This is a genomic window from Affinirhizobium capsici (assembly GCF_977018625.1).
Map to the genome: position 1 here is coordinate 292,485 of NZ_CDRNXD010000004.1, position 24,260 is coordinate 316,744.

General features: G+C 56.8%; 22 protein-coding genes and 2 pseudogenes. 10 read left to right on the forward strand and 14 right to left on the reverse strand.

Going from position 1 to position 24,260, the window contains the following annotated elements; genetic code table 11:
- Window positions 1–117: 117 nt before the first annotated feature.
- Window positions 118–1,113 carry a KpsF/GutQ family sugar-phosphate isomerase gene (locus tag AC0JZ1_RS04765; RefSeq protein ID WP_471881287.1) on the forward strand — a complete coding sequence of 332 codons (996 nt, stop codon included), beginning with the start codon at window positions 118–120 and terminating at the stop codon, window positions 1,111–1,113.
- A 9-nt stretch (window positions 1,114–1,122) separates the two neighbouring features.
- Here the strand turns inward: AC0JZ1_RS04765 and AC0JZ1_RS04770 are convergent, their stop codons facing one another.
- Together AC0JZ1_RS04770 and AC0JZ1_RS04775 are read right to left on the reverse strand one after the other, a co-directional pair.
- Window positions 1,123–1,584, reverse strand: a complete 462-nt coding sequence (locus AC0JZ1_RS04770; protein ID WP_471881288.1) for an NfeD family protein — start codon at window positions 1,582–1,584, stop codon at window positions 1,123–1,125.
- Window positions 1,581–2,639: an SPFH domain-containing protein gene (locus AC0JZ1_RS04775; protein ID WP_471881289.1), complete on the reverse strand. Its 1,059-nt coding sequence runs from the start codon at window positions 2,637–2,639 to the stop codon at window positions 1,581–1,583. Before AC0JZ1_RS04775 ends, AC0JZ1_RS04770 begins: the two co-directional genes overlap by 4 nt.
- A 174-nt stretch (window positions 2,640–2,813) precedes the next feature.
- Between AC0JZ1_RS04775 and queC the strand changes: the two genes are divergently transcribed.
- The 4 genes from queC to AC0JZ1_RS04795 all read left to right on the forward strand — a co-directional run bounded on the left by queC (window position 2,814) and on the right by AC0JZ1_RS04795 (window position 5,681).
- On the forward strand, window positions 2,814–3,521 hold the full coding sequence (gene queC, locus AC0JZ1_RS04780) for a 7-cyano-7-deazaguanine synthase QueC (RefSeq protein WP_471881290.1): 708 nt from the start codon (window positions 2,814–2,816) through the stop codon (window positions 3,519–3,521).
- A gap of 5 nt (window positions 3,522–3,526) precedes the next feature.
- Window positions 3,527–3,883 (forward strand): 6-carboxytetrahydropterin synthase QueD, encoded by a 357-nt coding sequence (gene queD / locus AC0JZ1_RS04785; RefSeq protein WP_471881291.1) that lies wholly within the window; start codon window positions 3,527–3,529, stop codon window positions 3,881–3,883.
- Window positions 3,862–4,611: a 7-carboxy-7-deazaguanine synthase QueE gene (queE, locus tag AC0JZ1_RS04790; RefSeq protein WP_471881292.1), complete on the forward strand. Its 750-nt coding sequence runs from the start codon at window positions 3,862–3,864 to the stop codon at window positions 4,609–4,611. The genes queD and queE overlap by 22 nt, the downstream gene beginning before the upstream one ends.
- 185 nt (window positions 4,612–4,796) lie before the next feature.
- Window positions 4,797–5,681 (forward strand): GGDEF domain-containing protein, encoded by an 885-nt coding sequence (locus tag AC0JZ1_RS04795; RefSeq protein ID WP_471881293.1) that lies wholly within the window; start codon window positions 4,797–4,799, stop codon window positions 5,679–5,681.
- A gap of 140 nt (window positions 5,682–5,821) precedes the next feature.
- Here AC0JZ1_RS04795 and hemH read toward each other — a convergent pair whose 3' ends face one another.
- The 7 genes from hemH to AC0JZ1_RS04830 all read right to left on the reverse strand — a co-directional run bounded on the left by hemH (window position 5,822) and on the right by AC0JZ1_RS04830 (window position 14,950).
- Window positions 5,822–6,856, reverse strand: a complete 1,035-nt coding sequence (gene hemH / locus AC0JZ1_RS04800; protein WP_471883355.1) for a ferrochelatase — start codon at window positions 6,854–6,856, stop codon at window positions 5,822–5,824.
- Between the two features lie 138 nt (window positions 6,857–6,994).
- A complete protein-coding gene (locus tag AC0JZ1_RS04805) occupies window positions 6,995–8,947 on the reverse strand; it encodes a 5'-nucleotidase C-terminal domain-containing protein (protein WP_471881294.1) in 1,953 nt (650 codons plus the stop codon).
- 203 nt (window positions 8,948–9,150) lie between these two features.
- Window positions 9,151–9,519: an outer membrane lipoprotein Omp10 gene (gene omp10, locus AC0JZ1_RS04810; RefSeq protein ID WP_471881295.1), complete on the reverse strand. Its 369-nt coding sequence runs from the start codon at window positions 9,517–9,519 to the stop codon at window positions 9,151–9,153.
- 121 nt (window positions 9,520–9,640) lie between these two features.
- Entirely contained in the window at window positions 9,641–11,089 is a 1,449-nt protein-coding gene (locus AC0JZ1_RS04815) for a homospermidine synthase (RefSeq protein WP_471881296.1), read from the reverse strand.
- A 178-nt stretch (window positions 11,090–11,267) separates the two neighbouring features.
- Window positions 11,268–11,930 carry an aminotransferase class IV family protein gene (locus tag AC0JZ1_RS04820; RefSeq protein ID WP_471881297.1) on the reverse strand — a complete coding sequence of 221 codons (663 nt, stop codon included), beginning with the start codon at window positions 11,928–11,930 and terminating at the stop codon, window positions 11,268–11,270.
- Entirely contained in the window at window positions 11,879–13,051 is a 1,173-nt protein-coding gene (locus AC0JZ1_RS04825) for an aminodeoxychorismate synthase component I (protein WP_471881298.1), read from the reverse strand. Before AC0JZ1_RS04825 ends, AC0JZ1_RS04820 begins: the two co-directional genes overlap by 52 nt.
- Window positions 13,052–13,111: 60 nt before the next feature.
- Window positions 13,112–14,950 (reverse strand): M3 family oligoendopeptidase, encoded by a 1,839-nt coding sequence (locus tag AC0JZ1_RS04830; protein ID WP_471883356.1) that lies wholly within the window; start codon window positions 14,948–14,950, stop codon window positions 13,112–13,114.
- Between the two features lie 189 nt (window positions 14,951–15,139).
- On the opposite strand from AC0JZ1_RS04830, the pseudogene AC0JZ1_RS04835 reads away from it, so the two are divergent.
- The 3 genes and pseudogenes from AC0JZ1_RS04835 to AC0JZ1_RS04845 all read left to right on the forward strand — a co-directional run.
- Window positions 15,140–16,331 (forward strand): annotated as a pseudogene (locus AC0JZ1_RS04835) (sigma-54-dependent transcriptional regulator); the annotation flags it as partial.
- A 167-nt stretch (window positions 16,332–16,498) separates the two neighbouring features.
- Window positions 16,499–16,675: pseudogene (locus tag AC0JZ1_RS04840) on the forward strand (helix-turn-helix domain-containing protein); the annotation flags it as partial.
- Window positions 16,676–16,877: 202 nt separating this feature from the next.
- A complete protein-coding gene (locus tag AC0JZ1_RS04845; RefSeq protein WP_471881299.1) occupies window positions 16,878–18,782 on the forward strand; it encodes a peptidoglycan L,D-endopeptidase MepK in 1,905 nt (634 codons plus the stop codon).
- A 123-nt stretch (window positions 18,783–18,905) separates the two neighbouring features.
- On the opposite strand, the gene AC0JZ1_RS04850 is transcribed toward AC0JZ1_RS04845, so the two are convergent.
- From AC0JZ1_RS04850 to AC0JZ1_RS04860, 3 genes are all read right to left on the reverse strand, one after another.
- Entirely contained in the window at window positions 18,906–19,175 is a 270-nt protein-coding gene (locus AC0JZ1_RS04850) for a DUF2312 domain-containing protein (protein WP_062555709.1), read from the reverse strand.
- A 151-nt stretch (window positions 19,176–19,326) separates the two neighbouring features.
- On the reverse strand, window positions 19,327–19,635 hold the full coding sequence (locus tag AC0JZ1_RS04855) for a DUF1244 domain-containing protein (protein WP_471881300.1): 309 nt from the start codon (window positions 19,633–19,635) through the stop codon (window positions 19,327–19,329).
- Complete coding sequence (locus AC0JZ1_RS04860; RefSeq protein WP_471881301.1) at window positions 19,632–20,444, reverse strand: N-formylglutamate amidohydrolase; 813 nt, start codon at window positions 20,442–20,444, stop codon at window positions 19,632–19,634. Before AC0JZ1_RS04860 ends, AC0JZ1_RS04855 begins: the two co-directional genes overlap by 4 nt.
- 226 nt (window positions 20,445–20,670) lie before the next feature.
- On the opposite strand from AC0JZ1_RS04860, the gene AC0JZ1_RS04865 reads away from it, so the two are divergent.
- A complete protein-coding gene (locus tag AC0JZ1_RS04865; RefSeq protein WP_471883357.1) occupies window positions 20,671–21,099 on the forward strand; it encodes a DUF1036 domain-containing protein in 429 nt (142 codons plus the stop codon).
- Entirely contained in the window at window positions 21,099–22,538 is a 1,440-nt protein-coding gene (gene pyk / locus AC0JZ1_RS04870; RefSeq protein WP_471883358.1) for a pyruvate kinase, read from the forward strand. Before AC0JZ1_RS04865 ends, pyk begins: the two co-directional genes overlap by 1 nt.
- Window positions 22,539–22,721: 183 nt before the next feature.
- Here the strand turns inward: pyk and AC0JZ1_RS04875 are convergent, their stop codons facing one another.
- Entirely contained in the window at window positions 22,722–23,183 is a 462-nt protein-coding gene (locus tag AC0JZ1_RS04875; RefSeq protein WP_471881302.1) for a DUF5680 domain-containing protein, read from the reverse strand.
- Between the two features lie 58 nt (window positions 23,184–23,241).
- Window positions 23,242–24,258, reverse strand: coding sequence for an alpha/beta fold hydrolase (locus tag AC0JZ1_RS04880; RefSeq protein ID WP_471883359.1), 1,017 nt, complete (start codon window positions 24,256–24,258; stop codon window positions 23,242–23,244).
- Window positions 24,259–24,260: the final 2 nt, after the last annotated feature.

The window sequence follows — 24,260 nt, forward strand, 5'->3', positions numbered from 1 at the left end:
TAAATATACTTACCTATCGTTAAATGTTCATGGTTAACGTTTGGTTGAAGTGGAGATCGTGGCAGGGTTGCGGGAGAGCATGGACTTTTCCGCGCCTCGGCGATAATGCTCCCGCTCATGACACAGGACGCCGCATTCTCATCTTCCTCCACCGCCGTACAGTCGGCTCTGCGAACGCTTGCCACTGAGAAGCGAGGGCTTGAGGCGCTGGAAGCTGCCCTTCAAAACGGCCTGAGTGAACCAATGAACCGGGCCGTGGAGCTGATTTCCGGTATCACGGGCCGCGTTATCGTCACCGGCGTCGGCAAGAGCGGACATATTGGCGCAAAGCTTGCGGCAACCTTCGCATCCACCGGCACTCCGGCAAGTTTCGTGCATGCGGCTGAGGCCAATCACGGCGATCTGGGCATGATTGCCAATAACGATCTGGTCATTGCGCTATCCAAAGGCGGAGAAAGTGCAGAGCTGAAAAGCATTCTTGCCTATACGCGCCGTTTCTCCATCCCGGTAATTTCGCTGACCTGTTCGCCGCAGTCTTCTCTGGCACGCGCATCAGATGTCGTGTTGCTGCTGCCGAACGAGCAGGAAGCCTGCCCACATGGTTTGGCTCCCACCACCTCGACACTGATGCAATTGGCTCTGGGCGATGCACTGGCGATTGCGCTTCTGGAGGCGCGGGGCTTCACGGCGACCGATTTCCACGTCTACCATCCCGGTGGAAAGCTGGGCGCGAGCCTGACGCATGTGAAGGACATCATGCATACAGGCGAGCGCTTGCCGGTGGTTGCAAGCGGCACCCCGATGACGGAAGCCGTGCAGGTTCTTTCTCGCAAGCACTTCGGCTGCGTGATTGTTCTGGGAGAGGATGGCTGCGTGGCGGGTATCGTGACAGAGGGCGACATGGCCCGTAACCTGAGCCGTAATCTTGCAGAGCTTGCTGTTGACGACATCATGACCCGCACCCCGAAGATGATCGGGGCGGATACGCTGGCGACTGCCGCTCTCGCTATGATCAACAAGCACAGCATTGGTGCGCTGATCGTGGCAGATGCCGAGCGGCGCCCGCTCGGCATTGTTCACTTCCATGATCTCCTGCGGATCGGGGTGGCTTAACCCCCTTGGTTAACCCACCGGCTCAACAATCAGTTCGCTGCCGGTCCATTCGGCGACGCGGACCCGCATTCCGGCCGGTAGGTCCGGTCCCGTCACCGACCACCAGGTATCGTCCAGGCGAATGCGCCCGCGTCCTTCCCGAATAGGTTCACTCAGCGTCGCAGTGCGGCCAACGAGGCTGTCTCCCCGGCGGTTCAATAAGGGCTGATCGCTTCCACGGTCAGAGCTGCCAAAGTAATGGCGTCCTATGAGCGTGCTGATGACGGAGAGCACGGCAAACAGGAGGAACTGGATATGCCAGCTCCAATAGGGGCTATCCCAAAGGCCTAGCGATGCCGCGCCGATGACGAGAGCTGCAAGTCCGATCCAGATGAGGAACACGCCGGGAGCTGCCAGTTCCGCTCCCAAAAGCACGAAACCGAGTATCCACCAGCCCCACGGCCCGAGATCACTGACGACCTGAGCGATCATTTGCTATCCTCAGGCTTTGGCGTTCCTTGCGCCAGATTATAGCCAGGTGTGGAGAAGGAGGGCGTGCTGGCAGTGCGGCGCTGTTCACGCGCTGGTGCAGGTGAACGCGGCACAGAGGTGGCAGCAGGCGAAGGCTGATCGCCAAATACTTCCCGTGCAATCGCTCCAATGCCGCCTAGAGAGCCGATGAGGGAGGAGGCTTCCATGGGCATCAACACAACCTTGGAATTGGAGGCCGTTCCGATGGAGGCCATGGCTTCGGTGTATTTCTGTGCCACGAAGTAGTTGATGGCGGTCACGTCGCCCGCAGCAATGGCTTCAGATACCATGCGGGTGGCGTTGGCCTCCGCTTCCGCCAAACGTTCGCGGGCTTCGGCCTGCCGGAAGGCGGCTTCACGCTCACCTTCAGCCTGCAAAACGGCTGCCTGCTTGGCACCCTCGGCACGCAGAATGGCGGCGTTTCTGGAACCCTCGGCTTCCAAAACCTGTGCACGCTTTTCACGCTCGGCCTTCATCTGCCGCGCCATGGCCTGAACCAGATCGGTCGGCGGCTGAATGTCCTTGATCTCAACGCGGGTCACCTTGATACCCCAAGGATGCACGGCCTCATCCACCACGCGCAGCAGCCGCTCATTGATGATTTCGCGGTTGGAGAGAAGCTCATCCAGATCCATTGAGCCCATGACGGAGCGGATGTTCGTCATGGTCAAATTCTGGATCGCGTTTTCCAGATTGGCGATCTGGTAGGCAGCCTGGGCGGGGTTCAGAACCTGATAGAAAGAGACGGCATCGGCGGAAACGCTGGCATTATCCTTGGTTATGACTTCCTGCGTCGGAACATTCAGCACCTGCTCCATCACATTCATACGTGAGCCGATTTTTTCGATGAAGGGCGTCAGCAGGTTGAGGCCGGGGTCAAGCGTGCGGGTGTATCGGCCGAAGCGCTCTACCGTGTAGCGATAGCCTTGAGGCACGGTTTTGATGGCGGCAAACAGCACCAGAATGACGATGACGACAACGCCGATGACAAAAATATCCAGACCGGACAAAACCATGAGACTTCAACTCCCTCAAAATTCACGCATTGGATGTAGGCCATCGTGGCTCATTCTGCCAGAGGCCTGACACGCGATCGTGTCAGGCTTGGCAAGCGCATGAGGATTGCGCTAAGAGGCGCGCAGGTAACACTCCGGTCGCAGCCTACCCGGTAAAAACAAGGAACTCTGACTATGAAAACGCTCGTTGTCTGCTCTGGCGGACTCGATTCCGTTTCGCTTGCGCACAAGGTTGCGGCGGAACATACATTGATTGGCCTCATCTCCTTCAACTATGGCCAGCGCCATTTGAAAGAGTTGAAGTTTGCCGCGAAAGCCGCTGAACGGCTCGGCGTGCCGCATGACATCATCGATATCACCGCCATTGGACAGCATCTCACGGGCTCTGCGCTGACAGACGATCTGGAGGTGCCAGACGGTCATTATGCAGAAGAGACGATGAAGGTTACCATCGTGCCAAACCGCAACGCCATCATGCTGACAATCGCCTTTGGGCTGGCGGCGGCGCGGCAGGCAGATGCCGTGGCGGTTGCGGTGCATGGCGGGGATCATTTCATTTATCCCGATTGTCGCCCCGCATTTATCGATAGTTTTCAGGCCATGCAGAACCATGCGCTGGATGGGTATGCCTCGGTTCAGCTGTTTGCGCCCTTTGTGCATGTTTCCAAGGCGGAGATCGTGCGCCAGGGGGCAGCCTGCGATACCCCATTTGCTGACACATGGTCGTGCTACAAGGGTGGGCATAACCATTGCGGCCGTTGCGGTACCTGCGTGGAGCGGCGTGAAGCCTTTTACCTGGCTGGCATTGAAGACCCGACTGAATACGAAGATCGGGATTTCTGGAAAGCCGCAACGGCTGGCTACAAAGCGGAAGAGGTGTGAGGCCGATGTTTCGCATCACCAAGGAATTCCACTTCTCCGCATCGCATCGGCTGGATCACCTGCCGGAAGATCACCAATGCTATCGTCTGCACGGGCATAACTACATCGTGGTGGTCGAGCTTTCGGGTGAAAACCTCAATCAGCACGGTTTCGTTCGCGATTATCACGACTTGAAGGCGCTGAAGACCTATATCGATGATCACTTCGACCATCGGCACCTGAACGATATCCTGGGGCACAGCTTCACCACGGCAGAAAACCTCGCCAAGCATTTCTATGAATGGTGCAGAGAGCGCTTTCCGGAAACATCTGCGGTCAAGGTTTCAGAAACGCCGAAGACATGGGCGGAGTACCGTCCGTGAGTGCGGGCGAGATGATCCGCGTCAGCGAAATTTTCGGGCCAACCATTCAAGGCGAGGGGGTGCTGATCGGCCAGCCGACGGTGTTTGTGCGAACCGGCGGCTGCGATTATCGCTGTTCATGGTGCGATAGCCTACATGCCGTTGAATCCCGTTTTCGCGATACATGGGTTGCCATGAGCGTGGACGAAATCTGGTTGAAGATCGAGGCCCTTTCAGGCGGCAAGCCGTTGATGCTGTCTCTCTCCGGCGGCAACCCCGCCATACAACCGCTCGCACCGCTTATTGCTCGTGCACATGCGCATGGCTATGGCACGGCCTTGGAGACGCAAGGCAGCGTGGCGCGTGACTGGTTTGCCGATCTGGATGTGCTGGTGCTTTCCCCAAAACCGCCATCCAGCGGGATGAATTTTGATGCGGACGCGCTCTTGGAGTGCGTCGCAAGAGCTGGTGAGGGCCCGCAAAAGGTCTTGAAATTCGTGGTCTTCGATCAGGAGGATTATGCCTTTGCTCGCAAGATTGCAAAGCTTTTGCCACAGCTTCCCGTCTATCTGCAGCCAGGCAATCATACGCCGCCGCCGCCGGAGGAAAGCGATGCTCGCATTGACATGGATGGAATTCTCAACCGTATGCATTGGCTGATCGACCACGTGATGCAGGACGGATGGTTTCAGGCAAAAATCTTGCCGCAACTGCATGTCCTATTGTGGGGAAATTTAAGAGGCGTCTAAAACAGATTTTTCGACTAGAAATCTAAGCCTTTCAAATGGTTCCCTAATTTCAATTGTGTGGGGCGAAAAATATCGTGAATAAGGCTTGGGGAGATTCTATCGTATTTTAGCGATTCGATTAACGTCGCATTTCCCGGTGTCGCCTAGGGTCGCGCCACTGTATGAATCAGCTAAAGGAGTTCGGAATGATTCCGAAGTCAGTGATGGCCCTGCAGGCTATCCGCGATTCTCTTGTGACGAAGATTTTCGCGGTTTGCTTTCTGGCAATCCATATGCCCCTGCTTGCCATGATCGCTTATCTTGCGAGTGGCTACTCGTCCCACCCGTTCCCCGTTTTAAGCATTTTGCTGGTCGCGACGTTGATCGGCACGATTGCCTGCCTTACCACGCTATGGTGGTTCATTCGCCCATTGCGCCTGCTCGCAACGGCGCTACAGCGCTATAATGCCGATGGTACCCCGGTGCGCCTGCCGATTGATGGGCCGGATGAAATCGGCGTTGTCAGCCGCGCGGTGACGGCCACCATGGTTGAACTGGAAGGCGTGATGCGCAAGCTGCGCCAACAGGCGATGACCGACCAGTTGACCGGCCTTGGCAATCGCCGCTGGCTGTCTGAACATATTGTCACGGAACAGGCCCGCGCCGAGCGCGAGAAAGCTCCCCTTTCGGTCGTGTTGTTCGATCTCGACCACTTCAAGGATATCAATGACAGTTTCGGGCATGATGTCGGGGACCGCGTGTTGATGGGCGTGGGTGAGGTGATCCGCGACAACCTGCGTCGCTATGATCTGGCTGCCCGTATCGGTGGTGAGGAATTCTGCCTGATCCTGCCCAAGACCCGTATCGGAGAAGCAGTGGTGATTGCTGAGCGGTTCCGCACGCAGCTTGAAAAGCTGAATGTCGATCCGCTGCCTGTCGGTCGTATTACAGCGAGCTTCGGTCTTTATGAAGCAACGCCCTGCGACAGCATGCAGGCCATGCTGCTACAGGCAGACCGCGCGCTTTATCGCGCCAAGGAGAAGGGCCGCAACTGCGTGCAAAGCTTTGACTGGCACGCTGAAACTCGGTGACTTTGTTGCGGCCCGGCACTGCCGGGCCAGCAATCTGATTGAGGTGTATCGCGATCCTTCAGGGTCGCTCCGCACTCTTAAGCCTCTGTTGGTGCAAATTTCCGAACGGAAAGCAGTTTCCCGCTTTTCCTGGAAATGTTCTAGACCCAGCCCATCAGTTCGCGGCGGGTAACATGCTCCAGTACCCGCATACCGTCTTCACTGTCGTTGAGGCAGGGGATGTGGGAGAACTTTTCACCGCCATTATGCAGGAAGTCCTCACCGGCCTCTTCGGCAATTTCTTCCAGCGTTTCCAGGCAATCGGAGACGAAGCCTGGATTGAGGATGGCGATGCGCTTGGTGCCTTCCTTGGCCAGCTTTTCCACCGTCTTGTCGGTGTAGGGCTGTAGCCATTCCTCCGGCCCGAAGCGGGACTGGAAGGTGACCATCAGCTTTTCTTTCGACCAGCCCAGACGATCCCGCAGCAGGCGTGTCGTCTTGTAACACTGGCAGTGGTAGGGATCACCCTTCTTGAAATAGGACATGGGAATGCCGTGGTAGGAGGTGATGACCACTTCCGGTTCCCAATCCAGCGTCGCCAGATGCTTCTCGATGGAATTGGCCAGCGCATCGATGTAGACCGGGTCATCGTGATAGCGAGGAACGGTGCGAAGCGCCGGTTGCCAGCGCATTTTGAGAAGCGCCTTGAACGCCTCGTCATTCACCGTTGCTGTCGTGGCAGCGGCATATTGCGGGTAGAGCGGGAAGAGCAGGATCTTCTCGCAGCCAGCCTTCTGCATTTCCTGCATCTTGGCCTGGATTGCGGGCTGACCGTAACGCATCGCCCAATCCACATGCACATGCGGCATATCCTTGAAGCGCTCAGCCAGAATTTCCGCTTGGTTGCGCGTGTAGGTGCGAAGATAGCTTTCGTCGAGATCCTTGTTCCAGATCGACTCATAGGCCTTGCCGACCTTTTGCGGGCGCTTGTTGAGAACAATGCCGTAAAGGATCGGGTACCAGAACAGACGCGACCACTCGATGACGCGGCGGTCGGTCAGGAATTCTTCCAGATAGCGACGCATGGATTTGTAATCGGTGCCATCCGGGGTGCCGAGGTTAACGAGCAGAACGCCCACCTTGCCGAAGCGAACCTCTGGGTGATCGGCGGGAAGGTGGGAAACTGGGGCGTTCATCATCAAAAGCTTTCCGAAAAAATCTGGGCAGTTGCAGCGACTTACGTGCGTCAGGCAAACTTGGTTCTTTGTAGAAAGAAAAAACGGCCCGGGGAAGCCCGGACCGCTGTTCGCCAAGCGACAAAAGGTCGATGATGGTTATTGAGCGGGCAGTTCCAGCTCCTGGCCGACTTCGATCAGGTTCGGATTGCGCAGCTTGTTGGCTGCTTCAATCTTCTTCCATTCCTCGCCATTGCCATAGGTCGCTTCCGCGATCTTCCAGAGAGAATCGCCTTTCACAACCTTATAAGTTTTCGGGCCTTGTGCTTTTGCCGGTTCGCTTGGCGCTGCCGTTTGAGAAGCCGGTGCTGCTGGCGCGGGCGGTGCTGCAGGTGCAGGGGCTGCCGCCGGTGCCTGTGCGGTTGTTGCCGGAGCAGGTGCTACGGGAGCCGTTGTAGTGGAAGCGGCTGGCGCAGGAGCCTTGGCGGGTGCCACGTAATCGGCTGGCGTTACATCCTTGATGCGGCCATCGGTATAAGGCTTGTAAGGGTTATTCGCCGTCAGGTAATCGGCAACCGCCTGTTCCAGATTGGGGCCGAAATCGTAAGGATTGACGGCATTGGTCGCGAAGATCTTGAACCCATCGCCGCCGCCGCGAACATAGTTATTGGTGACGACGCCATAGGTCTTTGCCGGGTCGAGGGGCACGAAATTATCGCCTTCCTTGACCATGACATCGCTCACACGGCTACCAACGGGCTTCGAGCGGTCAAAGGAATATTTCATTCCGCCAACCTGTGCGAAACGTCCGGCGCCATCCTCGATCTGGCTTGCACCATTTTCGAGAGCGGCCTTCAGGTCCTCGCCCTTCAACTGGAACGTGGCAATCGTGTTCTGGAAGGGCAGTACGGTCAGCACTTCGCCCATGGTCACATCGCCCTGATCGATAGAGGCGCGCAGGCCCCCGCCATTGACGATGGCAATGGTGATGCCCTGATCCTTGACGCGGGCCAGCGAGGCATCGGCCACCAGATTGCCCATGGAGCATTCCTGAACGCGGCAGGTCTTGCGGTCGCCATCAATTTGGCCTTCCGATGAACCGACAACCTTCTTCTTCAACTCTTCCAAGGGAGCGCCAAGCTCCTTCACCTTCGCCGCATAGGCTTCATCCGGTGTGACAGAGGCGTCCAAAAGCTTCGGCGCACCGCTCGTGGATTTGACAACGCCGTTGTCATCGAACGTCACTTCCAGTTCGCCCAGATATTTCGAATAGGCGTAAGATGTGACGATCGGCACTTCCACGCCAGACGGGTTCTTCACCAGTGTCGGGTAGGGGCCAGAGGATTTCGGGTCGGTGGAAGAGAGGTAAGTGTGGCTGTGGCCACCTACGATCACATCGATGCCATCGACGGCAGCAGCGATCTCCTTGTCCTTGTTATAGCCAACATGGGTCAGCGCAATGATCTTGTTGACGCCCTGGCCCTCAAGTTCTTTTACTGCGGATTTGAGATAGGTGATTTCATCTTCAAAGGAGATGTCAGCGCCGGGAGATGAGGTCTCGCCCGTATCGGTCGCCAGCACGGATACCACGCCCACCTTCTGGCCGCCAATATCCTTGACCACATAGCCCTTGTACTTGCCGTCCAGCAGCGAGCCCTGCTTGGCCTTGGTGTTGCCGGAGATGATCGGGAATCTCAGTGCGCCGATGAACTTGTTCAGCTCTTCCGGGCCATCATCGAACTCATGATTGCCAATCGCCATGGCATCGAAGCCGATGCCGTTCATGAAATCGGCGATCGGGGCGCTCTTGAAGGTGGAATAGTAAAGCGAGCCCTGAAATTGGTCACCAGCATCAAGAACCAGAATATTTGCGCCGGAATGGTCCTTGCGGAACATGTCGATAGCGCTTTTCACGCGGGCAATGCCGCCGAAGCATTCTTTCGCGTCTGCTTCCTTCTGGGAGCAGGTGGCATCCGATTTGTTGATCGGTTCAATGCGTGAGTGCAGATCGTTGATGTGGAGGATGTTCAGCTGATAGTCGGCAAAGGCCACGCCGGAAGAAAATGTAAAGGCGGCCGCCGCCAGCACGCTCAAGCCAAATCGTCTCATCATTCTGATGCCTCTCCTGTTATTGGGCGCTCGTGTCCTGCGCCCGTTCCACCATTTTCTAGTTGTTGTTTGTGACACTTCGTCTGTCATGTTTTCATTTAGAGGCTTCGAACTCAAGCGAAATGTGACAGTTGTGCAGATAGCGAAATCAGGCAACAAAAAACCCCGCCGAAGCGGGGTCTGGATGCGTAAGGCTGAGCGAAAAATCAGGCTTTGCGGGTCAGCGAAAATTGTGAGCCGCTATCGGCCGTGCAGTTCAGCTGCGATGGATTGACGAGAGCGCAGTTCACGCGCGACTGCTTTTGGCGCACGATGGAGGTCATGTTGATCTCCACAAGGTTCGGCGCGCTTTGCGTGTAGGTGCCGCTTGCCAGAAGAGCGTTGTTGTCAGTCGAGCGGGTGTTGAAGGTGCCCGCCTGGAAAGTGGAAACGATGCCGTTCGGATCGACCCAGCTTCCTTCCACGCCCTGCGGCCGCTGTTGTGCAACAGGCGTTGGCCGGGTCTGAGGTGATGAAACACAGGCCGTCAGCATGGCAGCGGCGGCAACGAGCGCAAGGCTCCCTTTGACTTTCATTCTTGTCTCCCGCGATTCGGACGCGATTTCGGCATGACCCAGATGTAATACAAGGCGGGTGCTTTCACACCCGCCTTGCACGGAATTTCAGTGGAAATTTAGGCAATCGTATCGAAACGGATCAGTTGCGCACAAGAATGTTCTTGAACTGCCACGCATCCTTCTCGTCCAGATCCTCCGGGAAGAGACCCGGACGACCATCGAGAGGCGTCCAATCCGTGTAATGCCCTTCGACCGGGCCGAGATAGGGCGTCTGCACTTCGAGGCAGCGCTTGTAATCCACCTCGTCGGCTTCCACGATGCCAGCCTTCGGATTTTCCAAAGCCCACACCATGCCGGCGAGAACCGCGGAAGTGACCTGGAGGCCGGTCGCATTCTGGTAAGGGGCAATGCGGCGGGTTTCTTCCAGCGAAAGGCGCGAACCGTACCAGTAGGCGTTCTTTTCGTGGCCGTAGAGCAGAACGCCGAGTTCATCGACGCCGTCTACCAGTTCATTCTCGTCAAGAACGTGCAGAACCGGCTGTGCCGTGCCGCCATTGCCGAACATTTCGTGGAGCGAAAGCACGGCATCGTTGGCCGGATGATAGGCATAATGGCAGGTCGGGCGGTAAGTGACCTCGCCATCCTTGTCGCGGACGGTGAAGAAGTCCGCAATCGAGATGGATTCGTTATGCGTGACCAGGAAGCCGTATTGCGGGCCAGGTGTCGGGCACCAGGTGCGAACGCGGGTATTCGCGCCCGGCTGCTCCAGATAAATGGCGGCCTGGCAGCCCTTCTTGTGCTTCTTGGCGTTCTTCGGCATCCACTTTTCGTGCGTGCCCCAGCCGAGTTCGGATGGCTGCAGGCCTTCCGAAATGAAGCCTTCCACAGACCACGTGTTCCAGAACACGTTGAGGGGCTTCGGGTTCTTGGTGCGCTGGGTGTCGCGTTCGGCAATGTGAATGCCCTTCACGCCCACCTTCTTCATCAGCTTGGCCCAGCCTTCGCGATCGTCCACCGCAGGCTCTTCAAAGCTGAGGCCCGTGTCCTTGGCGATGTTGAGCAGGGCCTGCTTGACGAACCAGGAGACCATGCCTGGATTGGCGCCGCAGGTGGAAACGGCAGTCGTGCCGCCTGGATTCTTCTTCTTTTCCTGGCGCACCGTTTCACGCAGCGCATAATTGGTGCGTTCTGAATTCTTCATGTTCTTATCGAAGTAGAAGCCGAGCCATGGCTCAACTACGGTATCGATATAGAGAACATCCAGCTTGCGGCAGAGCTTCATCAGATCGAGCGAGCCGGTATCGACGGACAGGTTGACACAGAAACCCTGACCGCCACCGTTGGTCAGAAGCGGCTTCAGCAGCTCCTTGTAGTTTTCCTTGGTCACATGCGACTGAATGAACTTCACGCCATGCTTTTCGAGGATTGCCTTGTCGTCGTCGCGCGGGTCGATCACGACCATCCGGCTCTTGTCGAACTTGAAGTGGCGCTCGATGAGCGGCAGTGTGCCGCGCCCGATCGAGCCGAAGCCGATCATCACGATCGGTCCGGTGATTTCGCCATGTACCGGATAGGTCATTTCACTCATTTAGGTCTCCTTGGAGGCGAAGCTCGAAAAGTTTCGCAGGCGGTTTTTAGTCGAATTCATCCTCGACCGAACCAATAGTGCCGGTTCTAGATCACAAAACCGCGACATAATAAAGAGTTTGCCGTGCGGCTTGTTGCAGCTGTCACGCAAACTTCCGGGCGATGAGGAGGTAAATAATTCAAAGCTCCGCGAGTTGCGCAGAGATCAGGCCTCGCAAGGCGTTACCGACAAAGATCTTGCGCCCGCTCAGGTCATCCGGCTTCAATATCTCGGATTTTGCTTTGCCTTCGCGGATCAGTTCAGCCCGTAATATGCCCGGCAACAGACCTGAGGAAAGGGGTGGCGTCAGCAACTGGCCATCCGGCCCTTCCACGAACAGATTGGTGATTGTGCCTTCGCAGAGTTCGCCGCGCTCGTTCAGCAGCAGAACTTCGTCTGCCTCTTCCGGTTTGAACTCGGACCGTGCTGCCTCGTATGGGTCTCGGCGGCTTGTCTTGTGGCGAAACAAAGGATCATCCGAAACCAGTCGCTGCTCTGCGATACGCAGCGTCCAGATCGTGTCGATGGGGATGGGTTGAAAGGCGGTTGCCGTGACTTCGGCTTTGCCGCGAAAGCTGGAGGTGAGCCGGACCCGCATCGGCTGGCCTGCTTCCTTCACCGCCTCTTCCAAAAGCTTGATGGGGCTTTCGGGCTGACGAAAACCCAATGCATCGGCAGAGCGTCGCATGCGGCGCAAATGCTGTTCCAACCGCAGAAAGCCTGCGTCCGGCTCCCATCTCAGGGTTTCGATCAGCGAGAAGTCAGCTGATTGTTTACTGCGAACCGCGCTTTGAGCAGGCATTCTTCATATTCCGCTTCTGCCTTCGAATCGAAGACAATACCACCACCCACATTGAAAACGGCTTTGCCCGTGCTGAACAGCGACAGCGTTCGGATCGCCACCGAAAATCGCATTGGCCCTGCCGGATCACAGTAACCGATTGCGCCGCAATAGGCGTCTCTCGGCCCTGCCTCCAGCCGTTCCAGAATTTGCATGGCCCACATCTTGGGCGCACCTGTGATGGAACCGCAAGGGAAAAGTGCGGCCAATATCTCCGGCAGCCCGATATTGGGTAGAAGTTTTGCCCGCACATGGCTCACCATCTGGTGCAGGCTGGCATAGGTTTCGATCTGGAACAGTTTCGGCACAGAGAGCGAGCCAACCTCGGAGATCAGTGAGACGTCGTTGCGCAGCAGGTCCACGATCATGCGGTTCTCGGCCTGCGTTTTCTCGTCGGCCAGCATGGAGGCGATGATTGCCTTATCCTCGTCTTCCGTTTTGCCGCGCGGGGCGGTGCCCTTCATCGGATGGGTCTCGATCCAACCTTCCTCATCCACGCGGAAGAAAAGTTCTGGAGATCGTGACAGGATGATTGGGCCGCCAAGATCGATGAGTGCGCTATAGGAGACTGGCTGACGAGTGGCGAGCGCCTGAAAAAGGGCGTGGGGCTTTCCCGCAAACCGTGCCTCCACCGGCATGGTCAGATTGGCCTGATAGCAATCACCGCGCCGCAAATGCTCGTGCAGACGTTCGAACCGGCTACGATAGTCGTCCAAATTCCATGCAGCTTTTGCATCGTAAATGCGTGAAGCCTGAAGCTCTCCCTCTGGAAGCGGTTGCGCCAGCGGATGTTCCTTGCCTGCGGGCGCGTTGAAGATGCCCATAGCAATCAGCGGCGTCTCACGCCCATCCTCGATCAGGTGCTTGAGCTTTTCCTCAAAAATATAGCCTGCTTCATAGGAGATATAGCCTGCGAGCCAATAGCCAGCGCGCCGCGCGGCCTCAAGCTCTTCCAGCGCCAGCAGAATATCTGCAGCCTTGTGGACACGCACAACACGCAAGGGTTCGGAAAAGACGAGACTTTCGTCCTTCCGGTCATTGCGGAACAGCGCGTAAGGGCGGTCTGGTTCTGAGGTTTTCACAAGTGCGTTTGTCCCTGACGGTGGCCGAGGTTTTCGGCGCACCGTCAGAAAGAACAGGTGTCAGGCTCTGTCAAGCGCTTCCAGTTCGTCAATCAAGCCTTCGATCATCGAGAGGCCCTTGCTCCAGAAGCTGGGATCGGTGGCATTAAGGCCAAAGGGCTTCAAAAGCTCGGAATGATGCTTGGTGCCGCCCGCCTTCAGAAGCTCGAAATACTTCTGCTGGAAGCCGTCTTCGGCGTTCTGGTAGACGGCATAGAGCGAGTTTACCAGGCAATCGCCAAAGGCATAGGCGTAGACATAGAAGGGCGAGTGGATGAAGTGGGGGACATAAGTCCACCAGTTCTCATAGCCCTCGGAAATGCGAATCGATGGCCCAAGGCTATCCGTTTGCACCGATAGCCAGAGTTCTCCGATCTGTTCTGCGGTAAGCTCGCCTTCCTTGCGGGCGGTATGAACCTTGCGCTCGAATTCGTAGAAGGCGATTTGGCGCACGACCGTATTGATCATGTCCTCAACCTTCTGGGCCAGCATGGCCTTGCGTTCACGCTTGTCGCTGGTCTTGTCCAGCAGCGCCCGGAAGGTCAGCATTTCACCAAAAACGGACGCTGTTTCCGCGAGCGTCAGAGGCGTCTGGCACATCAGCGCGCCCTGGCTTCCTGCCAATACCTGATGTACGCCGTGACCAAGTTCATGTGCCAGCGTCATTACATCCCGCGGCTTGCCGAGATAGTTGACCAGTACATAAGGATGGGCGGAGGGAACGGTAGGGTGCGCAAAAGCGCCCGGTGCCTTGCCGGGGCGGGCTGGCGCATCGATCCACTGTTCATCAAAGAAACGGCGGGCGATATCTGCCATCTCAGGCGCAAATCGGCCATAGGCTGAGAGTACGGTCTCGCGGGCCTGCTCCCAGGGAATGAGCGCATTTGGCGTTTCCGGCAGAGGTGCGTTCCGATCCCAGAAGTTCATTTGCTCCATGCCGAGCCATTTCGCCTTCATGGCGTAGTAGCGGTGGGAGAGGCGGGGATAGGCCTCGCGCACGGCGGCGGCCAGCGCATCCACGACTTCACGTTCAACGCGATTGGCCAGGTGGCGGCTATCGGCAATATCTTCGAACCCGCGCCAGCGATCGGAAATATCCTTGTCCTTGGCGAGCGTATTGGTAATGAGCGTAAAGACACGGATATTGTCTTGAAACGTCTTCGAAAGCGCTTCTGCAGCTTTCTTCCTGACTGTCGCATCCGGCTCTTGCAGCATGTTGAGCGTGCGCTCGAGGGGCAGTTTCTGGCCGTCAATATCGAAGCGAAGCTCAGCCATGGTCTCATCGAACAGGCGATTAAAGGCTGCTGCGCTGGTCATCGATTTTTCGAGGAACAACTGTTCCAGTCTATCATCGAGCTGAAACGGCTTATCCTTGCGAAGATCCAGCAGCCACGGTGCGTAATGAGCGGCTTTCTCATCCTTTGCGATGGCTTGATCCATCGCGCTGTCTTCGATGCGGTTTAATTCCAGCGCAAAGAAGAGAAGATGCGCGGACATGTCCGTCAGCTTGGCCTGTACATCGCCATAGAATTTGCCGTTTGCAGGATCGCTGGTATCGGAGAAATAGGTGAGACCTGCAAACGAGCCGATCTTGCCGAGAAGATCTTCCAGCTTTTCGAATTCTTCCAGCGCCGCACCAATTCCATCAGCACCCGTTTTGGAGACTGCAGCCGCCAACTTGCCTTTCCAGCGCTTTTCGAACGCTTGCGCCTGTTCCAGCGCCTTGCTCACATCTTCCTTAAATTGCATAGTCTCGCGGGAAGGGTAGAGATCGGCCAGACGCCAAGTGGGCAAATTGCCCAGTTCCGCTTCTGCGGAAACTGCAGTATCAGCCGGGGCATGACTTGCCCAAATCGACACAGGATGGGATGGAATGCGACTATTCAAAGAGGATCTCCTGATATCTTCTGGCGCAAATCGAAGCGCTTATTCTGTTTTGCAACGCACCTGTTAAAATGCAAGTGTTTCTACCAAGGGGATGTTTAACCCTTTCTGGCACAACAAAGCCAATGGTCCTCCGGGACTTCCACTTAAGACTTCGGAGCTAGCATGACGGCCCAAATCCTTGTTGTCGATGACGACCCCGTCCAGCGTCGCCTTCTGAAAAATGCGGTTGAGCGGCATGGGCATGTTGCCCATTTGGCAGAGAATGGTCGCTTGGCGCTTGAGCTTCTCAAGCGCAACCGCAGCCAGTTCAATGTCATCGTGCTCGATCTCATGATGCCTGAAATGGATGGTCTCGGTTTCCTCCAGGCTGCGAGTGAAATGGCGCTCGAAACGCCTGTCATCGTACAGACCGGGCAGGGCGGCATTGAAACGGTCGTCCAGGCCATGCGGGCAGGCGCATTTGATTTCGTCGTCAAGCCGGTCTCGCCAGAACGGATTGCCGCCTCCATCGCCAACGCCCTGAAGGTGGATCACCGGGAAGCCAAGATCAAGGCAACGCGTAAGACGAAAAGCGCGGCCGTCACCTTCGGTGATATCGTGTCTGCCAGCCCCGACATGTTGCGCGTGATCGATCTCGCTCATCGTGCATCCCAATCCAACATCCCGGTCGTGCTGGAAGGCGAATCCGGCGTCGGCAAGGAAATGATCGCTCGCGCCATTCAGGCTGGCGGCGAACGCGCAAGCAAACCTTTCATCACGGTCAATTGTGGCGCAATTCCCGCCAATCTGGTGGAAAGCATCCTGTTCGGCCATGAGAAGGGCGCGTTTACCGGTGCGACTGAGCGGCATACGGGCAAGTTCCTAGAGGCAGATGGCGGCACACTTTTCCTGGATGAAATCGGCGAGTTGCCTTTGGAAGTGCAGGTCAAACTTCTGCGTGCGGTTCAGCAAGGTGAGATTGAAACCGTCGGTGCTGGCAAGGTCCAGAAGGTTGATGTGCGGTTGATCTCCGCCACCAACAAGGATCTCATCGAAGAGGTTCGTGCGGGGCGCTTCCGCGAGGATCTCTATTATCGGCTCAATGTATTCCCCATCACCATTCCGGCCTTGCGCCGTCGCAAGGAAGACATTCCGCATCTGGCACGCACCTTCACCGAGCGCTTCTCGGCGGAGCAGAAACTGCCAATGCCTTTGACGGTCGGTGCCGGTGCCATGGCACTGCTGACGGCCTATGATTGGCCGGGTAATATTCGCCAGCTGGAAAATGCCATCTTCCGCGCAGTCGTGCTGGCGGAAGGTACCGAACTGACGGAAAAAGATTTCCCGCAAATCGCGGCACAGCTTCCCGCCTATCAAAGCCCAGAACTTCTGGCTACCGCCGTGCCGGGTCACGATGACCTGCATGATGGTGACGAGGCGGCAGCCATGTCGGAACTGTTTCGCTCGGCGCGGGCCGATCTGGCGCGTAGCGCGTCTCACCAGACATCGGGCGATGGGGTTATCGTCAGCACCGATGAAACGGGTGAGGTGCGCAAGCTGGCAGATGTCGAAGAGGAGCTTATCCGCTTTGCCTTGAAGTTCTATCGCGGACAGATGAGCCAAGTGGCACGCAAGCTGGGGATCGGGCGTTCCACGCTCTATCGCAAGCTCAAAGATTACGGGATTGACCCTGACGACCCTTTGAAGGAGGCGGCGTGAACCCCGCGCCGCCTCAGCTTCCTTAAAAAAAAGTGTTTACTTTCGGGTAAGGATAGGTTGTTACCATTCGTCAACCTTTCATTAGTCACTTGTTGACTATGAAATAATTGCTTGTGCTTGTGTGGCAGATTTGCCATCGTGTCACCGCAATTCACGGTCATGTGAGGCAACACCGAATGTTGTCTATCGGACGGGGAACGATTTGCCTTATACGAATGCAGATTCCACGCCTTCGGGTGACAACGGACGGCGCGCTGGCGGCTCATGTGTGAGCCGTTTCATTAAGCGTGCGACGGGGGCCATTGTGGCGCTTGCGATCGGAATGACGGTCGGGGCGATCCCAACGCGTGAAGCATCTGCTGCAGGCGATACGCGCAGCCTCAAGCTTTATTTCGTTCATACCGGTGAAAAGGCCGTCATCACCTTCAAGCGCAATGGCCGTTTCGACCCTAAAGGTTTGCAGGAATTGAACCGCTTCTTGCGGGACTGGCGTCGCAACGAGCCCACCCGCATGGACCCGCGCCTCTTCGATCTCGTCTGGGAAGTTTACCGCCGCGTTGGTGCAAGCGATTATATTCACGTTGTTTCCGCCTACCGTTCTCCCAACACCAACGGCATGTTGCGTTCGCGCACCAAGGGTGTTGCCAAGAACAGCCAGCACATGCTGGGCAAGGCTATGGACTTCTTCATTCCGGGTGTGAAGCTGGCAACGCTGCGCGAAACAGCCATGAAACTCCAGGTGGGCGGCGTTGGTTTCTACCCAACTTCCGGCTCGCCTTTCGTGCATCTGGATGTTGGCGGCGTTCGGGCCTGGCCGCGCATGGCGCGTCAGGATCTGGTTCGGCTTTTCCCAAGCGGCAACACCATGCATATCCCGGCCGACGGAAAGCCGCTGCCGGGCTATGAGCAGGCTGTAGCCGATTACAAGCGCCGCGTGGCGGCCGATTCTATTCAGATTGCTGGCACGGCTGGCGGATATTCCTCTTCCTCTCGCGGCAAGCCGAAGAACCTGATGGCCATGCTGTTTGGCGGTGGTGACGAAGAGGAGGATGCGGAAGAAATTGCAGCCCCAACCATGGTGGCGCAACGTCCAGCTCCTGCTGCAACCGCGGCAGCATCGGATGACGGCGAAGAGGGCGGTGCACCCGCGCCTGTCGCTGTCGCAAGTGCTGCGCCGACTCCTGCCGCCCAGGCTGCCATTGCTGCACCTGTTCCCCAGGCGCGTCCGGCCTTCCGTCAGGATCAGCAGGGCGCAAGCTTCGCAACGGCTCTATATTCTCCGCAGCGTGACACCGCGCAGCAGGCCATCGAAGCGGCCATGCCCGCAACGCCGGTTCTGCCAACCGCTCGTCCGACGCAGGATAACAATGGTTACGCAGACCTCGCCGCCATGTCCGTTCCGGTTCCGACCCTGCTTGGCCCGCGCGGCATGAAGGGCGATGCGCAAGCTGGTGTTGCGACGGCATCTCTCTCGCAGCCGGGTTCGGATGAATACATGCTGGCTTCCGTGCCAGTACCTGCAGCGCGACCTGCGATTGCCCAGGCACGCGCAGAAACTGTTGCTGCTGCAACGGGGCAAGCCGAAGGTGGTGCTAACCAGCAGACGTTGACGCCCGATCTGGTGGCGGAACTGGCAAGAACCGCCGAGCAGGCGGAACCCGTTCATGCTCCCGTTCCAATGGCTGCCAAGCGCCCGGCTGAGCAGCAGGTGGCCATGGCTTCACCCAAGCCCGCTGATACCGGCATGACCTTCAATGATGGCTTCGATATGCCGAAGGCCGTTTCTCCATCGTCCCCGCCTGAAGCGGCACGTTCCGCCAAGCAGCCTATGCAGACTGTGAAAGCTGTCAAAGGTGGTGCGGTGACCAAGCTCGGCGGACGTCCGGCCACGCCGGACTCCAAGGTATTGACCGGCGATGTGCTGGCCAAATGGGCGACGAATACGAACCGTACTGACGCGAGCGCTTCCGTGAAGGCTCCACGCCTGATGACGCGAGCCTTCAGTGCCGAAGTGTCAGCAGCCTATAGCGGTGGTTTCCGACCTGTGTCGCAAGCGGTCGCAGTTGATCCAAACCGCTTTAGCGATGCAAATGGTGTAAAGCCCTGACGTTTAGCCTATCGCGATCTGTCAGATTTGCTTGAAAGCTTGAACGCCGAAACGATCCGACCATGAAAAAGGCCTCCCAACGTGTGATGGGAGGCCTTTTCAGTTCACGGATTATCTTCTTGATCAGGCTGCTTCGTCAGCAGGGGCAATGACCATCCCCAGAGCCTGCAGGTAGGTATCGAGGATCAGATCCTCTTCCATGCGCTCCTGCTCGTCCTTCTTGCGCAGCGCAATGACCTTTTTCAGGATCTTGGTATCGAAGCCCATCGATTTTGCTTCGCCATAGACATCCTTGATGTCGTCGGCGATGGTCTTCTTTTCTTCTTCCAGTCTCTCGATGCGCTCGACAAAGGCGCGGAGTTGGTCGCGGGCGACGCCATGAGCATCAGACATCGGGGCCTCCTGTCAAATTGAGGATGTAAATCTTCCGCGCAGGCCATATCAGCCTTTGCTGTTCTCTTTGCCTAAGGCGCTTCACACCCCGGCGATTGCGCGTTCAAGTGCCGTGAACTCATGGCAAGGTCAAGGCCATTCGCGAATGGGCTTACGATTTATGCGGATTGGAGGTTTCAAAGGCGGTCTTTTGCGCCTCGGTTGCTTCCGCCTGATATTGCTGTTTCCATTGCTCGTAGGGCATTCCGTAAACGATTTCACGGGATTGGTCCTTCGAAACCGACAGCCCAGCTTCCTCTGCTGCGTCGCGATACCAGTTGGAAAGGCAGTTGCGACAAAAGCCAGCCAGATTCATCATGTCTATGTTTTGAACATCCGTGCGTTCCCGCAAGTGCTGCACCAATCTGCGAAAGGCGGCGGCTTCCAGTTCTGTTCTCTGCTGCTCAGTGAGTTCGCTCATGATTTAACCTCAGCTTTATCGGAATAGGGGCCGGTGCGGGATTGGAAGAGTTGATAATCGTGAAGCTCCGGCATGGCATTCATTGTTTCGAAGATGGGAGCTAGGCGGTCGGCCCATTGCGCAATCCCGTCATCGTCACCGATCAAATCCTGCCGAACCTCAAGCAGCGCGTGGGGAATGCCGCGCCGCATGCAGTGGCGGTACATCGTGTCGTTTTTCAGAGCGCCATCATAAGGTTCGTTGTCCCCGACCCGTAGATCGCCCTCCGCTTCCAGCAGCGAAATCAGCGGTCGCACAGCGCGGTGGTCCGTGTCCCAAAGCACCGCGGCATGCCATGGGCGCGGCACACCCTTCCAGGCTGGCGTGTAGGAGTGGAGGGAGAGAACCAGAGGCGCCTTGCCGGTTTGCTCTGCCACTTGTGCCAGCATCGCATCCACAGCTTTGTGATAGGGGCGGTGAAACGTATCCAGCCGATAATCCCACTCCGCTTGCGTGATGGGATAGTTACCCGGCACGATAGCGCCATCAGAGATCTTCATGATGAGCGTGGGGTCATCCTCGCCGCGATTGGGATCGATCAGAAGGCGCGAAAAGCACGACATGACCGCAGGGACGCCAAGACGTGCTGCCAATTGGCGCGTGAGCCCCTCAATGCCGATGTCAAAGGCGATGTGGCGGCGAAATGCGGCTTCATCCAAGCCTAGTGATCCATAGCGGGCGGGTAGCCTGTTCGTGGCGTGATCTGCCAGAAGAACCATGCCTTTGTCATGATCTCCTGCTATCACCTCATGCGATTCGAATTCTTGCATAGCCGTTACTGCCTGCCTGCTTCATCAACGTTCAGGTGTTGATGGCATGGCTTTTATGAGTGGTGCAAGCGCCGGGTTCAGAAAGTCAACCGCTACCATTGGCCATTTAATCGATTAGATTTGATTGACTTTCCGAAGGTTGCGGGCGAAGACAGTGCAGATCATCTCTCATGGAGTCCCAGCGGAAGCCGTGTCGAAACAGTTTTTCTCATCCATTCTCAAGTTCATGCCGGCATTTGCCTTTGTTGTTGTCAGTGCACCGATGCTTTTGGCGGCCGCCCCGGCCCATGCCGATTTCCGTGTATGCAACGGCACGCAAAATTTGGTGGGCGTTGCCATTGGTTATCGCGCCACGGAAGGCTGGATTTCTGAAGGCTGGTGGCAGGTGCCTGCTTCCAGTTGCGCCACTCTGATCGAGGGTGAACTACAATCCCGCTACTATTACCTCTACGCGGAAGATGCCGCGCGGGGCGGTCGTTGGACCGGCGACGTCAACATGTGTGTTGCCGAGAACGAGTTCAAGATCACCGGCGTGGGCGATTGCTTCGCCCGCGGCTTCCAGCGCATGGGGTTCAAGGAATATGACACGGGCCGTCAGGGAAGCTGGATGGTCCAGTTGTCTGACACGCCCGGTACGCAAGAAGGCCAGAAGTGATGAAGCGTAATCGCAAAGTAAAGATCCTCGCAACGCTGGGTCCAGCATCCTCTGACGAGGCGATGATCGAAAAACTGCATCTGGCAGGTGCCGATCTCTTCCGCATCAATATGAGCCATGCCAGCCACGATGTCATGCGTACGCTGATTGAGCGTATCCGTGCCGTCGAAGCTCGCAATGGTCGCCCCATTGGCATTCTCGCCGACTTGCAGGGTCCCAAGCTGCGCGTCGGCAAGTTCGCCAATACGAAGGTGACGCTCGCTCCTGGCCAGACTTTTACTTTAGACAATAATGAAGCGCCGGGGGACGAAAAGCGCGTTTTCCTGCCGCATCCGGAAATTCTGGAATCCGTAAAGCCGGGTGACCGGCTGCTGATCGACGATGGGAAGCTGATGCTGCGCGCCGAAAAATGCGACGGCAAGAGCATTGTTTGCACCGTCGTGGCAGGAACCTCCATCTCCGATCGCAAGGGCGTGAGCCTTCCAGATACGCTGCTCGCCGTTGGTGTACTGACCGACAAGGATCGCGCCGATCTCGATGCCGTTCTTGCCACGGATCAGGTGGATTGGGTGGCGCTTTCCTTCGTGCAGCGCCCGGAAGATCTGGCAGAAGTGCGCAAGATTTCCAAGGGTCGCGTGGGTCTCATGTCCAAGATCGAGAAGCCGCAGGCTATTGAGCGCATTGAAGAGATCATCGATCTTTCCGACGCATTGATGGTTGCGCGTGGTGACCTTGGCGTGGAAATGCCGCTGGAAGCTGTCCCTGGCATTCAGAAACAGTTGACGCGTGCCTGCCGTCGCTCTGGCAAGCCGGTTGTGGTTGCCACCCAAATGCTGGAAAGCATGATTTCCGCGCCGGTTCCGACCCGCGCTGAAGTTTCAGACGTTGCAACAGCCGTCTTTGAAGGTGCGGATGCCATCATGCTTTCGGCGGAATCAGCATCGGGTCAGTATCCGGTCGAAGCTGTATCCACCATGGCATCCATTGCCCACACGGTGGAGCAGGACCCGTATTACTCCAACATCATCTATGCGCAGCGCCCATCGCCGGAAGCGACTGGTGCCGATGCGATCTCACTGGCTGCCCGACAGATTGCGGAAACGCTTAATCTATCGACCATCGTTACTTACACCTCGTCTGGAACGACGGGCCTTCGTGCGTCACGCGAGCGCCCGCAGGTGCCAATTATTGCTCTGTCTCCCGTGGTGCAGACGGCCCGCCGTCTCTCCGTGTGCTGGGGTCTTCATTGCGTGGTCGCGGAAGAGCCAAGCGATCTCGATGATATGGTCAACAAGGCATGTCGCATCGTGGCTTCGGAAGGTTTCGGCAAGCCGGGTGACCGCATCATCATTTCAGCGGGTGTTCCGCTTGGCACTCCAGGTGCCACGAACATGCTTCGTATCGCCTATATTGGGCCTGATGGTCAGTCTGGCGTATAACAAAGCTTCTTGAGAGTTTAAAAAGCGCCCGGATGAGAGTTCGGGCGTTTTGCGTTAAAATAATGAGGCCTAAAGCATGGCGCGCATTCGTAAGCAGCGGTATTGCGATGACGACATGCATAAAAACAAGAAGCTAAAGCACGTTGCATGAGGCTGATCAGCCGCAACCTGCTTTAGGTCATATCAGGCTTTGATGAGCCCGCCGCAGTAATCGAGCGCGTATGCCTTTTCACCTTTCACTGCAATGGTTTCTACACCCGTGAAATACGCGGCATTGCCGGTGTTGTTGTCAGTATAGGTGCCATGAGGCCCATCCCATTCAAACCCGCCGAGAAATCGTCGCTGCTCATAGAGCGTGGTCAATGCTGATTTGATCGTCTGTCCCGCGCGTTCAGCATCAATGAGGTCTGGGCGAAGGACATAGCCATAGTAGTTCATGCCCCAGATTGGCTTTCCTTGGTGCCAAATCACTTCTTGACCGATGAAATTGGTGCCGCCGAAATAGCTGTCGAGATAACGCCAATCACCTTGATGCCAAGCAAGCTCATAGGAGCCCGGTCTGGATGGCATGGTTCGGCGCCCCCCACCGACATAGGTTGTGCGCTTCGCCTCAACAATAATGTCATTCAAATGTTTGAGATCCATGGTTGTTCCCCTCGCGGGAACAAATAAAGAACATTCACGTGATGCGGTCAAGAGCCTGTTATGGCTTGCGGGCTTCGCCTGCTATGCGTGTATCCACCTTCAGAGCCATGGCCTCCAGATCCCGCGATTTGCCGGAGAGCTTTTCTATTGCCGCAATGCAAAGGTCGGTCGCCACATAATCTGGCTTGTGGCCTACACCTTTGAGCCAGATCAGTTCGGAATTGCGAATGTCGCGCTTGAGGCCGATCGAGTGAATATTGGCAAGAACAATAGGATCGCTATCGCCGGTAATGATGATCGCCGGTGTCTGGATCTCCGTATAGCCCGGAGAAGCGCGCTTCACATAGTCAAGCAGATTGGCGACATCTTCAGCATTGCTCTGAAAGGCCGATGGCCGAAGAACCAAGGCAGGTGCGCCTTCCTCAACATAAGTTTCACGTCTTTGATTGGGCGCGAAGACAGCCTTGGTTGCGCCATCCATGAGCGACAGTCCGGCAGGCATGACAAGCGTGTGGCTGAACAGCCAGCCAATAATGGGCGTTGAGGTAAGACGGTAATGCCAATCTATGCCGCCTGGCCATGGATGTGTGGCAGGTGAAAGAAACAGGGTGCCGATTACCTTGTCAGAATGGTTCAGCGCAAAGCTGGCGGCAATGGCACCGCCGAAGGAATGAGCGACAATGATGGCTTTTCTGATTCCCAGTTTTTCCATGAGTTGGGAAATGGCGGTCGCTTGTCCATCGGGATAGGCATTTTCTGGTCCGCCGCGCTCGGAATAGCCATGTCCGGGGCGATCGACGAAGAGAAGGTCCGCGCGCCCCTTCAGTGGCTCAAGGAAGGCGGCTTCCTGATCCCGCAAGTTGCCGCTGGCACCATGAATGAAGACGATGGGCGGCAGGTCGGCATCCGGTCCCGCAGGTATATGCAGCGAATTGAGTTTATAGCCACCAACATCGGTGAGCGTGCCGATATTAGGGAATCTACGCTCGATTGAGGCTGCTTTCCATTCCGTAAAACCAAATAGCCCCGCAAAAAGGGCGACGACGATAATGATCGCGATAACAATGTATGACAGGG

What these genes read in the sequence shown, in the direction of transcription:
- AC0JZ1_RS04855 (WP_471881300.1), bottom strand. Translation starts at nt 19,635, where the DNA reads ATGAGCGAACTCACTGAGCAGCAGAGAACAGAACTGGAAGCCGCCGCC.
- AC0JZ1_RS04795 (WP_471881293.1), top strand. Translation starts at nt 4,797, where the DNA reads ATGATTCCGAAGTCAGTGATGGCCCTGCAGGCTATCCGCGATTCTCTT.
- AC0JZ1_RS04805 (WP_471881294.1), bottom strand. Translation starts at nt 8,947, where the DNA reads ATGATGAGACGATTTGGCTTGAGCGTGCTGGCGGCGGCCGCCTTTACA.
- AC0JZ1_RS04850 (WP_062555709.1), bottom strand. Translation starts at nt 19,175, where the DNA reads ATGTCTGATGCTCATGGCGTCGCCCGCGACCAACTCCGCGCCTTTGTC.
- AC0JZ1_RS04860 (WP_471881301.1), bottom strand. Translation starts at nt 20,444, where the DNA reads ATGCAAGAATTCGAATCGCATGAGGTGATAGCAGGAGATCATGACAAA.
- AC0JZ1_RS04765 (WP_471881287.1), top strand. Translation starts at nt 118, where the DNA reads ATGACACAGGACGCCGCATTCTCATCTTCCTCCACCGCCGTACAGTCG.
- AC0JZ1_RS04865 (WP_471883357.1), top strand. Translation starts at nt 20,671, where the DNA reads ATGCCGGCATTTGCCTTTGTTGTTGTCAGTGCACCGATGCTTTTGGCG.
- AC0JZ1_RS04820 (WP_471881297.1), bottom strand. Translation starts at nt 11,930, where the DNA reads ATGCCTGCTCAAAGCGCGGTTCGCAGTAAACAATCAGCTGACTTCTCG.
- queE (WP_471881292.1), top strand. Translation starts at nt 3,862, where the DNA reads ATGGGCGGAGTACCGTCCGTGAGTGCGGGCGAGATGATCCGCGTCAGC.
- queD (WP_471881291.1), top strand. Translation starts at nt 3,527, where the DNA reads ATGTTTCGCATCACCAAGGAATTCCACTTCTCCGCATCGCATCGGCTG.
- queC (WP_471881290.1), top strand. Translation starts at nt 2,814, where the DNA reads ATGAAAACGCTCGTTGTCTGCTCTGGCGGACTCGATTCCGTTTCGCTT.
- AC0JZ1_RS04770 (WP_471881288.1), bottom strand. Translation starts at nt 1,584, where the DNA reads ATGATCGCTCAGGTCGTCAGTGATCTCGGGCCGTGGGGCTGGTGGATA.
- AC0JZ1_RS04815 (WP_471881296.1), bottom strand. Translation starts at nt 11,089, where the DNA reads ATGAGTGAAATGACCTATCCGGTACATGGCGAAATCACCGGACCGATC.
- AC0JZ1_RS04775 (WP_471881289.1), bottom strand. Translation starts at nt 2,639, where the DNA reads ATGGTTTTGTCCGGTCTGGATATTTTTGTCATCGGCGTTGTCGTCATC.
- AC0JZ1_RS04875 (WP_471881302.1), bottom strand. Translation starts at nt 23,183, where the DNA reads ATGGATCTCAAACATTTGAATGACATTATTGTTGAGGCGAAGCGCACA.
- omp10 (WP_471881295.1), bottom strand. Translation starts at nt 9,519, where the DNA reads ATGAAAGTCAAAGGGAGCCTTGCGCTCGTTGCCGCCGCTGCCATGCTG.
- pyk (WP_471883358.1), top strand. Translation starts at nt 21,099, where the DNA reads ATGAAGCGTAATCGCAAAGTAAAGATCCTCGCAACGCTGGGTCCAGCA.
- hemH (WP_471883355.1), bottom strand. Translation starts at nt 6,856, where the DNA reads ATGAACGCCCCAGTTTCCCACCTTCCCGCCGATCACCCAGAGGTTCGC.